Source organism: Rhodococcoides trifolii (genome assembly GCF_014635345.1).
GTDB classification, from domain to species: domain Bacteria; phylum Actinomycetota; class Actinomycetes; order Mycobacteriales; family Mycobacteriaceae; genus Rhodococcoides; species Rhodococcoides trifolii.
This window is the reverse complement of record NZ_BMCU01000004.1, coordinates 85,438-98,532: the sequence shown is the minus strand read 5'-3', so window position 1 is coordinate 98,532 and position 13,095 is coordinate 85,438. Positions and strand designations below refer to the sequence as shown.

13 protein-coding genes are annotated in these 13,095 nt (G+C 66.7%); 6 read left to right on the top strand and 7 right to left on the bottom strand.

Annotated elements, in window-relative coordinates; genetic code table 11:
• The first annotated feature begins 117 nt into the window (after window positions 1-117).
• Window positions 118-1,077 carry a phosphotransferase enzyme family protein gene (locus IEW02_RS18040; protein WP_188546280.1) on the top strand — a complete coding sequence of 320 codons (960 nt, stop codon included), beginning with the start codon at window positions 118-120 and terminating at the stop codon, window positions 1,075-1,077.
• Here the strand turns inward: IEW02_RS18040 and IEW02_RS18035 are convergent.
• The 3 genes from IEW02_RS18035 to IEW02_RS18025 are packed head-to-tail and all read right to left on the bottom strand — an operon-like array spanning window position 1,037 to window position 3,067.
• Window positions 1,037-1,774: an IclR family transcriptional regulator gene (locus tag IEW02_RS18035; RefSeq protein ID WP_188546279.1), complete on the bottom strand. Its 738-nt coding sequence runs from the start codon at window positions 1,772-1,774 to the stop codon at window positions 1,037-1,039. The genes IEW02_RS18040 and IEW02_RS18035 overlap by 41 nt on opposite strands.
• A gap of 19 nt (window positions 1,775-1,793) precedes the next feature.
• On the bottom strand, window positions 1,794-1,967 hold the full coding sequence (locus IEW02_RS18030) for a hypothetical protein (RefSeq protein ID WP_229746139.1): 174 nt from the start codon (window positions 1,965-1,967) through the stop codon (window positions 1,794-1,796).
• Between the two features lie 38 nt (window positions 1,968-2,005).
• The gene (locus IEW02_RS18025; protein WP_188546278.1) at window positions 2,006-3,067 is read right to left on the bottom strand and encodes an aromatic ring-hydroxylating oxygenase subunit alpha; all 1,062 of its coding nucleotides are present in this window, start codon (window positions 3,065-3,067) and stop codon (window positions 2,006-2,008) included.
• A 166-nt stretch (window positions 3,068-3,233) separates the two neighbouring features.
• Between IEW02_RS18025 and IEW02_RS18020 the strand changes: the two genes are divergently transcribed.
• Window positions 3,234-3,431 carry a PspC domain-containing protein gene (locus IEW02_RS18020; protein WP_188546277.1) on the top strand — a complete coding sequence of 66 codons (198 nt, stop codon included), beginning with the start codon at window positions 3,234-3,236 and terminating at the stop codon, window positions 3,429-3,431.
• A 165-nt stretch (window positions 3,432-3,596) separates the two neighbouring features.
• Here the strand turns inward: IEW02_RS18020 and IEW02_RS18015 are convergent, their stop codons facing one another.
• Both IEW02_RS18015 and IEW02_RS18010 read right to left on the bottom strand, forming a co-directional pair.
• On the bottom strand, window positions 3,597-4,655 hold the full coding sequence (locus IEW02_RS18015; protein ID WP_188546276.1) for an aspartate-semialdehyde dehydrogenase: 1,059 nt from the start codon (window positions 4,653-4,655) through the stop codon (window positions 3,597-3,599).
• 7 nt (window positions 4,656-4,662) lie between these two features.
• Window positions 4,663-5,928 carry an aspartate kinase gene (locus IEW02_RS18010; protein WP_188546275.1) on the bottom strand — a complete coding sequence of 422 codons (1,266 nt, stop codon included), beginning with the start codon at window positions 5,926-5,928 and terminating at the stop codon, window positions 4,663-4,665.
• Between the two features lie 86 nt (window positions 5,929-6,014).
• On the opposite strand from IEW02_RS18010, the gene IEW02_RS18005 reads away from it, so the two are divergent.
• Together IEW02_RS18005 and leuA are read left to right on the top strand one after the other, a co-directional pair.
• Entirely contained in the window at window positions 6,015-7,634 is a 1,620-nt protein-coding gene (locus IEW02_RS18005) for an FUSC family protein (protein ID WP_188546274.1), read from the top strand.
• 138 nt (window positions 7,635-7,772) lie between these two features.
• Window positions 7,773-9,620 (top strand): 2-isopropylmalate synthase, encoded by a 1,848-nt coding sequence (gene leuA, locus IEW02_RS18000; protein ID WP_188546273.1) that lies wholly within the window; start codon window positions 7,773-7,775, stop codon window positions 9,618-9,620.
• On the opposite strand, the gene IEW02_RS17995 is transcribed toward leuA, so the two are convergent.
• A complete protein-coding gene (locus IEW02_RS17995) occupies window positions 9,595-10,488 on the bottom strand; it encodes a LysR family transcriptional regulator (RefSeq protein ID WP_188546272.1) in 894 nt (297 codons plus the stop codon). The two genes, leuA and IEW02_RS17995, sit on opposite strands and share 26 nt — an antisense overlap.
• Before the next feature lie 72 nt (window positions 10,489-10,560).
• Between IEW02_RS17995 and IEW02_RS17990 the strand changes: the two genes are divergently transcribed.
• Together IEW02_RS17990 and IEW02_RS17985 are read left to right on the top strand one after the other, a co-directional pair.
• Entirely contained in the window at window positions 10,561-11,508 is a 948-nt protein-coding gene (locus IEW02_RS17990; RefSeq protein ID WP_188546271.1) for an EamA family transporter, read from the top strand.
• An 11-nt stretch (window positions 11,509-11,519) separates the two neighbouring features.
• Window positions 11,520-12,413 (top strand): ABC transporter substrate-binding protein, encoded by an 894-nt coding sequence (locus IEW02_RS17985; protein WP_188546270.1) that lies wholly within the window; start codon window positions 11,520-11,522, stop codon window positions 12,411-12,413.
• Window positions 12,414-12,458: 45 nt separating this feature from the next.
• Here IEW02_RS17985 and IEW02_RS17980 read toward each other — a convergent pair whose 3' ends face one another.
• The gene (locus IEW02_RS17980) at window positions 12,459-13,085 is read right to left on the bottom strand and encodes an MSMEG_1061 family FMN-dependent PPOX-type flavoprotein (RefSeq protein ID WP_188546269.1); all 627 of its coding nucleotides are present in this window, start codon (window positions 13,083-13,085) and stop codon (window positions 12,459-12,461) included.
• Window positions 13,086-13,095: the final 10 nt, after the last annotated feature.

The following is a 13,095-nucleotide window of genomic DNA, read 5'->3' as shown; positions in this document are numbered from 1 at the left end:
GCGGTGCGCTCGGGCTGCGTGCGCCGGGTCGGTGTGTCGGTGGTCACGCCGTCGACAGTAGCGAGGAAACGACAAACAGTCCAGCCTGACTTTTAGTTGGTCGCGTACCGTTCCTCCATGCCCGACTACGCCCGGCTCGCACTGCCGTCCTGGGACATTCCCGAGAGCGCCACGGTGGAACTGGTCAGCACGTCGGAGAACGCCACGTTCTCGGTGACCGCGGACGGCTCCCGTCGCGCACTCCGAGTCCACCGCGACGGGTACCACTCACGGCGCGCCATCGAGAGCGAACACGCGTGGATCGACGCGCTGCGGCGCGAGGACGTCGTGCGCACCCCCGCCGTCGTTCGCACTCCGGCCGGTGAGTCCGTCGTCGACGTCGGGGGTCGCCACGTGGCACTCTTCGATTGGGTCGACGGCACCTCCCCCGACGATTCCCCGCAGTGGTTTGCCGAGATCGGTGCGGTCAGCGCCCGGCTGCACAGGCACGCACAGTCGTGGCATCCCCCGTCCGGATTCTCGCGCCTCACCTGGGGTGTCGAGGAGCAGTTGGGGCCGCGGGCGCACTGGGGCCGCTGGCAAGACTCCCTCGGCCTCGACGCGGCGGGTATCGACGTGCTGGGTCGGTGCGTGCGCACCATCGACGACCGCCTGCGCCGATTCGGTTGCGAGAAGGACCGTTTCGGGTTGATCCATTCGGATCTGCGCGCCGCGAACCTCGTCGTGACGGACGACTGCGTGACGGTCATCGACTTCGACGACTGCGGGTTCGGTTGGTACATGGCCGATCTCGCCGCGTCGCTGTCGTTCGTCGAAGATCGATCCGACGTTCCGGAACTTGTCGACGCCTGGCTGACCGGGTACCGGACCGTCGCCGCACTCGGGCGCGAGGATGAGTCGATGGTGTCGACGTTCGTTGCCATGCGCCGCATTCAGTTGACCGCGTGGATCGCGTCGCATCCCGAAGCGGACACCGCCCGCGAACTGGGCGCGAACTTCACCGACGGCACGCTCGCCGTCGTCGAGTCCTACCTGTCTAGCCCAACGCTCGCCCGATCGTCCGCGCCGCGGCCCTGATCAACGGGGCCAACGACGCCGTGTTCGCCGTCTCGGCAGCCACCACCAACGACACGGATGCGACGGCCACACCGGGCCGCGAGAAGATCGGCGCCGCAACGGACACGGCGTCCATCGTGACCTGGCGGTCGCTGATCGCCACCTCGGTGCGGCGGATCGACGCAAAGGTGCGACGCAGAACGCCGGGGTCCGTGATGGTCTTGTCCGTGAACCTCTCCAGCGGGGCCGACAGCACCGCGTCCTGCACCGCGGGGTCCGCGTGTGCGAGCAACGCCAGCCCCATTCCCGTTGCTACAGCCGGGAATCGGCCACCGACGCGGGTCCTGACGGGAACTGCGTTCTGTCCCGCGATGCGCTCGAGGAAGATCACGTCGTGCCCGTCCAGAATGCCGAGCTGCACGTTCTCCCGCGTGATCTGCGACAGATCCTCCATCACCGGCATGGCGACTTCCCGAAGCAACGCGCCGCGCGGCGCAAGCGACGCCACCTCCCACAATCTCAGGCCGATGTGCAAGCGACCGTTCGCATCTCGTTCCAACGCGCCCCACGACAGCAGATCCGTCGTCAAACGGTGCACCGTGGTGAGCGGGTAGCCGGACCGACGAGCGAGTTCGCCGAGGGTGAGCGTCGGCGCTGCGGGAGTGAAGGATTCGAGCAGGCGCAGCGCACGGACGGTGACCGAGCCGGTGTGGGGCACACGCTCACCCTACGTCCGGTCACCGGACGGTGGCGAGCACCCGTTCCTCGGTGACCGATTCGGTGCCGCCGTGTCCGACCGGATGGGCCAGCAGCCAGTCCCACATCGCAGCCGGGTCTTCGTCGACGTGCGTTGCGCCGCAATGGCACTCACCCTGAAGGAGATCGGTCCCGGGTAACCAGACGATGCGCATGACTCTGTTGCCACGCAACATTCGCGTCGGTTCCACCGTCAGCTCACGGGAACCGGGGCCGGAGCGGCCATGGCGGCCAGGATGCGGCGCGCCGCCAAGCCACCGGCATCGATGTTGATCGACAACTCCTGGTAGCCGGCCTTCTCCGCGTCCAACGCCTTCTGCAACACGTCCAACGCGACCACGTCCTGCATGACCACCGTACGATTGTTCTCGGCCAGGAACGTCGACACCTCGTCGTCCCCGCGGGCGAAATCGCGGGCGACGCACCAGAAGTCGTGCGTCGAATGCTCGGTCTCCGGAGTGATGGCGTAGACGATCTCGGTATGGAACGCCTCGGTGTCGGTGCCGTCGTCGGCCGGAAGCGCCGCACCCACCGGAGCGATCCGACTGTGCAGCAGGTACAGGCACGGTGGTGTGTACTCGATGTCCTGCCACCGGGTGATGCGCCCCTGCACCCCGGTGGACTTCGAATAGAACGGCGGGCACTGCGCGTCGTCCATGTGGCGGGAGACGTAGACGATGCCCGCGTCGTCGTCGACCTCGGTGGTGATGGGCGTCTCGGCCACCTCCGGGGTTCCGATGTAGCCGCCGTGCAGGTACGTCTCGTGGGAGAGATCGAGGAGGTTGTCGACGAGCAGGCCGTAGTTGCAATCGATGTGTTCGACACCGCTGACGGCGTCCCAGTCCGGAGAGTCGAGCCAGCGCGCCCGCGGGATGGTCGACGGATCCGCAGTGCCGGGCCGCTCGGGGTCGGCAATCCACACCCACACGAACGAGTCCTGTTCGACCACGGAGTAGGACGTCAACCGTGCAGTGCGGGGCACCCGCTTCTGACCGGGGACCGCGACGCACACGCCGTCCGCGCCGTAGGTGAAGCCGTGGTATCCGCAGACGACGGTGTCGTCGACGAGACGACTCGGAGACTGCGACAGCGGGAAGCGGCGATGGACGCATCGATCGCTCATCGCGGTGACCTCACCGCCCTCGGTGCGCCAGAACAATATCGGTTCGCCGCAGATGGTTCGGGAGAACAGCTCGCGGCTCACCTCACGGCCGTAGGCGGCGACGTACCACTGGTTTCGGACGATAGCGGTCATGGTGACGAGTGTGCGCCTCTCCATGTGATGCACGACACTCTGGTTCCGGCATTCGGAAGGGGGAACCCTGAGGCCACTCAGGGTCGTTGTCAGTCTCGAGGGCGATGCCGAGCGCACGGCACCTCGGGCACAGTGAAGGCAACGACAACAGAAGGAATGATTTTCGATGAACGCACCCGCACGACGACTGACCCGCCCCCGCTCCGGAAAGGTGTTCGCCGGCGTCTGCGCAGGAATCGGCAACTACTTCGGCATCAGCCCGAACGTGGTTCGGCTGATCTTCGTGCTGTCCTGCCTGCTCCCCGGCCCGCAGTTCGTGCTCTACCTGCTGCTGTGGATCATCGTGCCGAAGGCGACGTTCTGATCAGCGAACGAGCAGAGCGAACAGCAGCGACCTGAGCAACGGCACGCGATCCGACACGGACGTCGGCTGATTGTTCGATTGGGGCTTCATACCAGTAACGTCGCCCGCTCTGTCGGCAGCGTTACGACCGCTCGGTATGAAAATGCTGAGAATTCGGACCGCTGCCTACAGGAACAGCTCCGCGATCTGAATGGTGTTCAGTGCCGCGCCCTTGCGCAGGTTGTCGCCGGAGACGAACAGTGCCAGGCCACGTCCGTCGGGAACACCCTCGTCCCGACGGATACGGCCCACGAGGGACTCGTCGATTCCGGCAGCCTGCAGGGGTGTCGGCACGTCGACCAATCGAACTCCGGGTGCCGATGCGAGCAGCTGCTGCGCTCGCTCGACCGACAGGGGATTCGCGAACTCGGCGTTGATCGACAGCGAGTGCCCGGTGAAGACGGGGACACGCACACAGGTCCCGCTGACCAGCAGCTCGGGCAGGCCCAGGATCTTGCGCGATTCGAACCGGAGTTTCTGATCCTCGTCCGTCTCGCCGGATCCGTCGTCAACCAACGAGCCGGCCAGCGGCAGCACGTTGAAGGCGATGGGAGCGACGTACTTGTTCGGAGCCGGGAACGTGACGGAGCTTCCGTCGTGGACGAGCTGTTCCACGTCGTCGATCACCGCTCGCGCCTGCGACGCCAACTCCTCGACGCCGGCGAGTCCGCTGCCCGAGACCGCCTGGTAGCTGGACACGATCAGTCGCTGTAGTCCGGCTTCGTCGTGCAACACCTTGAGCACGGGCATCGCGGCCATCGTGGTGCAGTTCGGGTTGGCGATGATGCCCTTGGCCAGGTTCCGCACGGCCTCCGGGTTCACCTCGCTGACCACCAACGGGACGTCCGGATCCTTGCGCCAGGCCGACGAGTTGTCGATGACGGTCACCCCGGCGGCGGCGAAGCGAGGAGCCTGCTCACGAGACATCGTCGCACCGGCGGAGAACAGCGCGATGTCGAGTCCCGACGGATCCGCGGTGGACGCGTCCTCGACGGTGATGTCGCCGTCGCCCCACGGCAACGTCTTGCCTGCCGAGCGGGCGGATGCGAAGAATCGAATCGAGTCGGCTGGGAACTTGCGCTCCTGCAACAGGTTTCGCATGACTGCGCCGACCTGGCCGGTTGCGCCGACGACTCCGATGGACAATCCCGATCCCGGCCGGCCTCCGGCCTTCACGCTTCCCATGATTGCTCTACCTTCCGGTTCCGCCGTGCACCACGGCCACTTCGTCGCCGCCGAGCTCGAACGCCGCGTGCAGCGCGCGCACCGCGTCGTCGAGTTCGGAGTCCTTGCACAGCACCGAAATTCGAATCTCCGAGGTGCTGATCAGATCGATGTTGACGCCCGCTTCGGCCAGCGCCTCGCAGAACGTCGCCGTGACGCCGGGGTGCGTCTTCATGCCGGCACCGATGAGGGACACCTTGCCGATGTGGTCGTCGTAGAGCACCTGCGTGAAGCCGATCTCACTCTTCATCTTGGTGAGTTGCTCGACCGCACGCGGTCCGTCCGTCTTCGGCAGCGTGAAAGTGATGTCGGTCTTGCCGGTCTCGATCTTCGAGATGTTCTGCAGGACCATGTCGATGTTGATCTCGGCGTCGGCGACGACCCGGAAGATCTTCGCCGCGTAGCCGGGCTCGTCGGGAAGGCCGACGACCGTCACCTTGGCCTCGCTGCGGTCGTGAGCAACGCCGGTGAGGATGGCTTCTTCCACGGGGATGTCCTCCATTGATCCGGACACGATGGTCCCTTTTTTGGTGGTGTACGACGAGCGGACGTGCACCGGAACGTTGTAGCGCCGTGCGTATTCCACGCACCGCAGCATCAGCACCTTCGCGCCGCACGCAGCCATTTCCAGCATCTCCTCGAACGAGACCGTCTCGAGATGACGGGCGTCGGGGACGATGCGCGGGTCCGCGGTGAAGATGCCGTCGACGTCGGTGTAGATCTCGCACACGTCGGCCTTCAGCGCGGCGGCGAGGGCGACGGCCGTGGTGTCGGAACCGCCGCGTCCGAGCGTGGTCACGTCCTTGCTGTCCTGGCTGACACCCTGGAACCCGGCGACGAGAACGATCGAGCCCTGGTCCAGCGCGTCGCGCACCCGGCCGGGAGTGACGTCGATGATCTTGGCGTTGCCGTGCACGCTGGTGGTGACGACGCCGGCCTGCGATCCGGTGAACGAGCGGGCTTCGGCGCCGAGCGAGTGAATGGCCATGGCCACCAGTGCGTTGGAGATGCGTTCGCCGGAAGTGAGCAGCATGTCCATCTCGCGGGCAGGTGGGGCGGGGCACACCTGCTGCGCGAGGTCGAGAAGCTCGTCCGTGGTGTCGCCCATCGCGGAGACGACGACGACCACGTCGTTGCCCTTGCGTTTGGTCTCGACGATCCGTTCAGCGACGCGACGGATCCGCTCGGCGGTCGCGACCGAGGACCCTCCGTACTTCTGGACGACGAGAGCCACGGTGGTGTTACCTCCAGATGGACGGGCGAGTGGGCGGAAACCCTGGTGAAGAGTACCGACCTCGGCGGTGACCCTAAAATCGGCGGGTGACCACCCCGCTTCCACCCGTCGCACGTCGGCGCAGTCTTCTCTTCGCGTTTCCCTCCGTCGGCACCCGCTGGCCGGGCGGAGTGCGCGCTGCACTCGCCTTCGGCATCCCCGCACTCGTCGCGTTCGCGGCCGGATTTCCGAACGAGGCGCTGCTGACGGTGACCGGCGGTTTCGCGATCGTCTACGGCGAGGGTCGGGCCTACCGGGTCCGCGCGCTGGTGATTCTGACGGCGGGGGCCGCTCTGCTGCTGTCCGCCCTTCTCGGCGGTCTGGCCGGGGAGACGGGCAGTGCCGTGGTGGTCGTCGCGGCCATGGTGACGGTCGGGGTCGCGTCGACGTTCGTCGTCGACGCGTTGCGCCTGGGACCGCCTGGTGCGTTCTTCTTCGTCCTGGTCTGCGGGGTCTCGTCGGTGCTGCCGAAGGCAGGGATCGCGACGACGACCAACGTCGCGTGCGTGGCGATCGGGGTGGTGTCGTCGCTGCTCGTGGGCATGTCCGGCGCTGCGTGGCGACCGGCGAAGCCGCAGGACGACGCCGTGAACGCCGCGGCGGCGGCCGTCGATCGGGTGACCGGTGTGCACGCCGATGGCGAGCACGTCACGCACGCGCGGCACGCCGCGGCGGTCCGGTTGCACATCGCGTGGTCGACGCTGCACGACGCAGGCGTCCCCGTCCGGCGCCCCGACAACCCCCTCGTCGCACGCCTCTGGGCCGCGCACGTCGCGTTCGCTTCCGTCAGTTCCTCGACTGCGCTCGACGCCATCGATACCGCCCATCGGCAAGTGCCGTTGGCGCGACCGACCGTTCTCTATCGATTACGACGCGCGGCCACGTACGAATCCCATGCTGCGACGACCGCCCTTCGCGTCCTCGTCGCGGCGACTGCGGCCGGGTTGCTCACGATCGCGTTCGGTCTCGGACGGCCCGACTGGGCGGTGATCTCGGCGGTGCTCGTGCTGCAGGCCGGACCCGACCGCCGCCGCGGCACCGTTCGCGGAATTCACCGTCTCGTCGGCACGGTGGTGGGAGTCGGGCTGTTCGTGGCGGCGTGGTCGCTGTCCCTGAGCGGAGTCGTCCTCCTGCTGGTCCTGATGGCATTGCAGTTCCTCATCGAGCTCTACATCGCCCGTAACTACGCCGTCGCCGTCACCTTCATCACTCCCCTGGCGCTGCTGATCGGTGGTGCGTCGCACCCGGGCGCGAACGCCGTGTCGTTGGGGGTGGATCGACTGGTCGAGACCGCACTCGGCGTCGCGTGCGCCCTCGCCTCGATGTGGCTGGTGTCGCCGCGCGCGTACCGACGGTGGTTGCGGTGGAGCGATCGGCGCGTCGTCGACGTGGCGACGGCGCTGCTGGACCAGCTGGAGAGCGAACCCCCGTCGGCCTCGCTCGAGCTGCGGAGAGACCTGCAGTTCGAACTGGTGGGCGCCGCGTTGGCCGCCGAGCACTCGGCCCACGACGACCGCGAGTGGACCGCTCGGGTCTGGCCCGGGCACGTTCGGGTCGACGAGCTCGGTTACGGGCTGCTGGCGCAGTGCTGGGCGACGCCCGACGGAAAGCGCTTTCGGCCGAACGAGGATTGGCGGCAAAAGGCGCAGGAGGCTGGAGTATGGTGACGCCATGCTTCGGTCAGCGCACGCGTATGGCGCGCTTCTTCTTCACAGCCGCGGCGGGGTCTGATTCCATAGACCGGCATCCCGTCGCGGGGTTTCGTCGCGCCGGTCTTACGGATCTACTTCGAATTGAGAACAGCTATGTCACCCGCTGACGCTTTCACCTCCGGATCTCACATCGTCAACACACCGACACGCCCCGCGCCGAACGACCAGCCGACGTGGAACACGCAGAAGAACTCCTCGATGCGCACCTACCGGTACCGACCCTTCACCGAAGAGGTCGAGACCATCTCCCTGCCCGATCGCACGTGGCCGAACAAGGTCATCGACCGCACTCCGCAGTGGTGTGCAGTCGACCTCCGGGACGGCAATCAAGCACTGATCGACCCGATGAGCCCGGCGCGCAAGCGTCGTATGTTCGATCTGCTGGTTCGTATGGGCTACAAGGAGATCGAGGTCGGTTTCCCCTCCGCGAGCCAGACCGACTTCGACTTCGTCCGCGAGATCATCGAGGACGGTGCCATTCCCGACGACGTCACCATCCAGGTCCTGACGCAGTGCCGTCCCGAGCTGATCGAGCGCACGTTCGTCGCCTGCGAAGGCGCGCGATCGGTGATCGTCCACTTCTACAACTCGACGTCGATTCTGCAGCGCCGCGTGGTGTTTCGCGCAGACCGTGACGCCATCAAGAAGATCGCCACCGACGGTGCACACAAGATCCTCGAGGAAGCGACGAAGTACCCGGACACGCACTGGCGCTACGAGTACTCGCCCGAGTCCTACACCGGAACCGAACTGAGCTTCGCGAAGGAAGTCTGCGACGCGGTCACCGAGATCATGGACCCGTCGCCCTCGGACCCGATGATCCTCAATCTGCCTGCGACGGTGGAGATGACGACACCGAACGTCTACGCCGATTCGATCGAGTGGATGAGCCGCAACCTGGCTCGCCGCGAGTCGATCGTGCTGAGCCTGCATCCGCACAACGACCGCGGAACCGGCGTCGCCGCAGCCGAACTGGGCTACCAGGCCGGCGCCGATCGCATCGAGGGATGCCTGTTCGGCAACGGTGAGCGCACCGGCAACGTCTGCCTGGTGACGTTGGGACTCAACCTGTTCACCCGTGGCGTGGATCCGCAGATCGACTTCTCCAACATCGACGAGATTCGCCGCACCGTCGAGTACTGCAACCAGTTGCCGGTGCACGAACGGCATCCGTACGGCGGAGACCTGGTCTACACCGCCTTCTCCGGCAGTCACCAGGACGCCGTCAACAAGGGTCTCGACGCGATGAAAGTCGCTGCGGACGAACAGGACTCGGACGTCGACAACATCCTGTGGCAGGTTCCCTACCTGCCGATCGACCCCAAGGACGTCGGCCGGACGTACGAGGCGGTCATTCGCGTCAACTCGCAGTCGGGCAAGGGCGGCGTCGCATACATCATGAAGTCCGATCACGGATTGGCGCTGCCGCGCCGACTGCAGATCGAGTTCTCGCAATCGGTGCAGCGCGTCACCGACGGTGAGGGCGGCGAGGTGTCGCCGAAGGCCATGTGGGACGTGTTCTCCGAGGAGTACCTGGCCCCGTTGGTCCCGCTCGAGCGCATGCGTCAGAAGGTCACCGCCGCCGAGGAAGACGGGGGCATCGATTCCATCACAGCCACCGTCAAGATCAACGGTAGCGAGCAGGAGATCACCGGCGCCGGAAACGGTCCGCTCGCGGCATTCGTGGACGCCCTGTCCACCACGGGGTACGACGTCAGCGTTCTCGACTACTCCGAGCACGCCATGTCCGCCGGTGACGACGCGCAGGCCGCGGCCTACGTCGAAGCGTCGGTGACCCTGCCCGGAGGCCGGTCCGAGGTCGGCGGGCAGGCCGGAGGCCGGTCGGTGGTTGTGTGGGGCGTCGGTATCGCCACGTCGATCACGACGGCGTCGCTGCGTGCGGTGGTGTCGGCGGTCAACCGGGCTGCTGCACGGACATAGCCTGCTTCTCGAACGCGGTGACGACGGAGGCAATTGCGGGTCGTCGTTCGGCGCCGGGGCGGGTGGCCAGCTCGTAGATTCTGGCTGCCCGCACCCCCGCGATTCTCGTCCGCTTCACCGCCGGATGGGTGGATGCATACCGCGGCATCAGCGCGACACCGTGACCGTGGGCCACGAGCTCCTCGGTGACGCGGAAGTCGTTGATGCGCTGCACTACTCGCGGCTGTATGCCGGTGACCGTTGCGATGGAGTTCAGCACGTCGTCGACGGGAAAACCGCCGCGCACGCTGATCCACCGCTCGCCCGCGAGGTCGTGGATGTCGACCGATTCCGCGTCCGCGAAACGGTGGGTCGCCGGGAGCACCAGGTCGATGGGTTCACGCATCAACGTCCGGACGGCAACGCGCGGCGCGGCCGTCGATGGGGCACGCTCGTCGCGATGCGTGAGCACCACGTCGTAGTCGGCGAGAAGTCGGTTGACGTCGGATGCGGGGTAGTCCTCGTCGCCCGCCACGAGTTCCACCCCCTCGATCCGGTCCAGCAAACCGGGAAGAAGCAGCGACGCCCCGGACGGGAACATCGCCACCCGGACCGTCCCGCGGGGTGACCCGCGGTAGGACTCCATTTCGGCTTCGGCGTGCGCAAGCGCGCCGAGAACGTCCTCGGCGCGCAGGACGAGGGCGCGGCCGGCGTCGGTGAGGCGTACGCGTCGACCGTCGGGTTCGAGGAGGGCAACACCCGCCTCCCGTGCGAGGACCTTGAGCTGCTGGGACACGGCGGACGGGGTCATGTTCAGTGTCGCCGCTGTCGCGGCGACGGTTCCGCGATCGGCGAGCTCGCGCAGAATGCGCAACCGCTCGGTGTCCATGTAGTAAAACTACAGTATTGGGTCGATTTTATTGCCTTGTGCTGATGCTTCACGTCGGTCAGAGTTGCGGCCATGACCACACGCGACAAGCTCCTCGGACTCACCGTCGCAGTGCTGTGGGGGCTGAACTTCCTCGCCATCCGCGCCGGGCTGAACCACTTTCCGCCGTTCTTCTTCGCGGCCCTGCGCTTTCTGGTCATCGCCGTACCCGTCGTCCTCTTCGTGCCGCAACCGAAGGTCCCGCTGAAGTGGTTGCTGCTCTACGGCTTCGGCTTCGGATTTCTCCAGTTCGCCTTCCTGTTCAGCGCGATGCACATCGGCATGCCGACCGGGTTGGCGTCGCTCGTCCTGCAGTCGTCGGCGCCGTTCACCGTGATTCTCGGAGCGCTGCTGCTGCGCGAGCACGTCGGCCGGCGGCAATGGATCGGGATCGGCGTCGCCATCGGCGGCATGGTCCTCATCGGGTGGGACCGGGCAGTCGATCCGACCGGCATCCTGCCTACCCGCAGCGGGGCGTCACTTCTTCCCGTCGTGCTGACCTTGCTCGCCGGGCTGGGCTGGGCGTTCGGCAACCTGGGCAGCCGGCTGGCGCAAGCTCAGCGGCCGATGCAACTCATGCTCTGGATGACCGTCGTGCCGCCCCTGCCGATGCTGGCCGTCTCGGCCGTCGTCGAAGGTCCGGGAACGGGGTGGGCGGCACTGGGAACGTCGTTCAGCGGTTCGGGCTGGCCGGCTCTCGCCGGACTCGCGTTCATCGTCGGCCCTGCCACTCTTGTCGGCACCGGAATCTGGACGTACCTGATGGGCCGGTACTCGGCAGGAACCGTCGCGCCGTTCTCGCTTCTCGTTCCGGTGGTCGGGATCGGGGCGTCGTGGCTGGTGCTGCACGAGAACCCGAGCGTCGTCTCGCTCATCGGGGCGGCCGTGGTGATCGGTGGATGCGCTTGGGGATTCCGAAAAGCCGCTGGGCCGGCGGTGGCCACGATCGGCACACCCCCACTGGTGCGGCCGCTCGCTTAGGGTCACCTCATATGAGACGGATTCTTCTGCTGGCCGCCTGCGGTGTCCTTGCCCTGACCTCCTGCTCGACGACGACCTCGGACGACGCGTCGGAGACGGACACTCGGTCCGTCACACACGCACGCGGCACGACCGACGTGCCTGCGGACCCGCTGCGCGTCGTCACGCTCGAACCCGTCGAGCTCGACACGGCCGTCGCGCTCGGAATCGTGCCCGTCGGAACCGCTGTGCTCAGCGAGACAACCGGAGTTCCGGCTTATCTCGGCCCGGACGCCGCCGACATCGAGACCGTCGGGATGGTCGCCGAGCCGCGCATCGAATCAATCGCCGCGCTCGCACCAGACCTCATCCTCGGGACCGAAACACGGCACGGGAAGTTGTACGACCAGTTGGCGGCGATGGCACCGACCGTCTTCATGGCGTCGCAGAGCGACCCGTGGCAGGACAACGTTCGCGTGGTGGCGTCTGCGCTGGGGCGCGACCCCGAACCGCTGCTCGACGCCTACCGCTCACGGTGCGAGGACATCGCCTCCACGTATGCGACCGAGGGAAAGACCGCACAGTTGATCCGACCGCGCGACGATCTCCTGACGCTCTACGGCCCGCTCTCCTTCGCCGGCAGCACACTCGAATGCGCCGGCTTCACCACGCCGCCCCGTCCGGAGTGGGGCGACGAGATCAGTGTCGACCTCTCACCCGAACTCGTCGCGGACGCTCGAGCCGACCTGGTGGTGGTCACCTCGACCACCCCGGACGATCCGTCGTCGATCCCGGCGGTGATCACCGCCAACGCGTCGGCCTTCCCCGATCCGCACGCGGTCGACCAGTCCTACTGGATCACCGGTGTCGGACCCAAGGGCGGGCAAGCCGTGCTGGACGACATCGAGCGGATCCTCTCGCGCTAGATCCGGCGCGCTAGACCTGGCGGGAAGGCCGGAGGCCGGTCGGAATCAGCGGTACAGACCCTCTTCGTAGGCTTTTCCGTAGTAGGTCTCGAGTTCGGCGATCGATTCTGGGGCCTGCGGGATCAACGTTTTCGTCATGACCGCGACCGACGGAAGTGCCGACGGATTCCAGGTCTCCGGTTCCCACAACCGTGACCGCAGGAACGCCTTCGCGCAGTGGTGGAATATCTGCTCGATGTCGACGACGAGACACAGGATCGGCCGGTGGCCCTTCACGACGAGGTCGTCGAAGAACGGGGCATCGGTGACGAGGGATGCGCGGCCGTTGATGCGCAACGTGTCGCCCCGGCCGGGGACGAAGAAGTTCAGTCCGACGTACGGGTTGACGAGGACGTTGCGGTAGCCGTCCATCCGCTTGTTGCCGGGGCGCTCGGCCAGCGCGATCGTGGTGTCGTCGATCACGTGGACGAGCTGCCCGGGCGGGTCACCCTTCGGCGAGACGTCGCATCGACCGTTCTCGTCGGCGGTGGCGACGAGGGCAAAAGGCGACTTCGACAGCCAGTCACGATCCAGGGAGTGCAGCGTGGACCGGTCCTTGTTCGCCGCACGAAAAGACGGCGTTCCGATGAGGGCGGTGAGTTCGTCGGCGTCGGTGATCGTCGTCCAGGACATGTCTGCAGAG

What these genes read in the sequence shown, in the direction of transcription:
- IEW02_RS18040 (WP_188546280.1), top strand. Translation starts at nt 118, where the DNA reads ATGCCCGACTACGCCCGGCTCGCACTGCCGTCCTGGGACATTCCCGAG.
- IEW02_RS18030 (WP_229746139.1), bottom strand. Translation starts at nt 1,967, where the DNA reads ATGCGCATCGTCTGGTTACCCGGGACCGATCTCCTTCAGGGTGAGTGC.
- IEW02_RS18025 (WP_188546278.1), bottom strand. Translation starts at nt 3,067, where the DNA reads ATGACCGCTATCGTCCGAAACCAGTGGTACGTCGCCGCCTACGGCCGT.
- IEW02_RS18020 (WP_188546277.1), top strand. Translation starts at nt 3,234, where the DNA reads ATGAACGCACCCGCACGACGACTGACCCGCCCCCGCTCCGGAAAGGTG.
- IEW02_RS18015 (WP_188546276.1), bottom strand. Translation starts at nt 4,655, where the DNA reads ATGGGAAGCGTGAAGGCCGGAGGCCGGCCGGGATCGGGATTGTCCATC.
- leuA (WP_188546273.1), top strand. Translation starts at nt 7,773, where the DNA reads ATGTCACCCGCTGACGCTTTCACCTCCGGATCTCACATCGTCAACACA.
- IEW02_RS17995 (WP_188546272.1), bottom strand. Translation starts at nt 10,488, where the DNA reads ATGGACACCGAGCGGTTGCGCATTCTGCGCGAGCTCGCCGATCGCGGA.
- IEW02_RS17990 (WP_188546271.1), top strand. Translation starts at nt 10,561, where the DNA reads ATGACCACACGCGACAAGCTCCTCGGACTCACCGTCGCAGTGCTGTGG.
- IEW02_RS17985 (WP_188546270.1), top strand. Translation starts at nt 11,520, where the DNA reads ATGAGACGGATTCTTCTGCTGGCCGCCTGCGGTGTCCTTGCCCTGACC.
- IEW02_RS17980 (WP_188546269.1), bottom strand. Translation starts at nt 13,085, where the DNA reads ATGTCCTGGACGACGATCACCGACGCCGACGAACTCACCGCCCTCATC.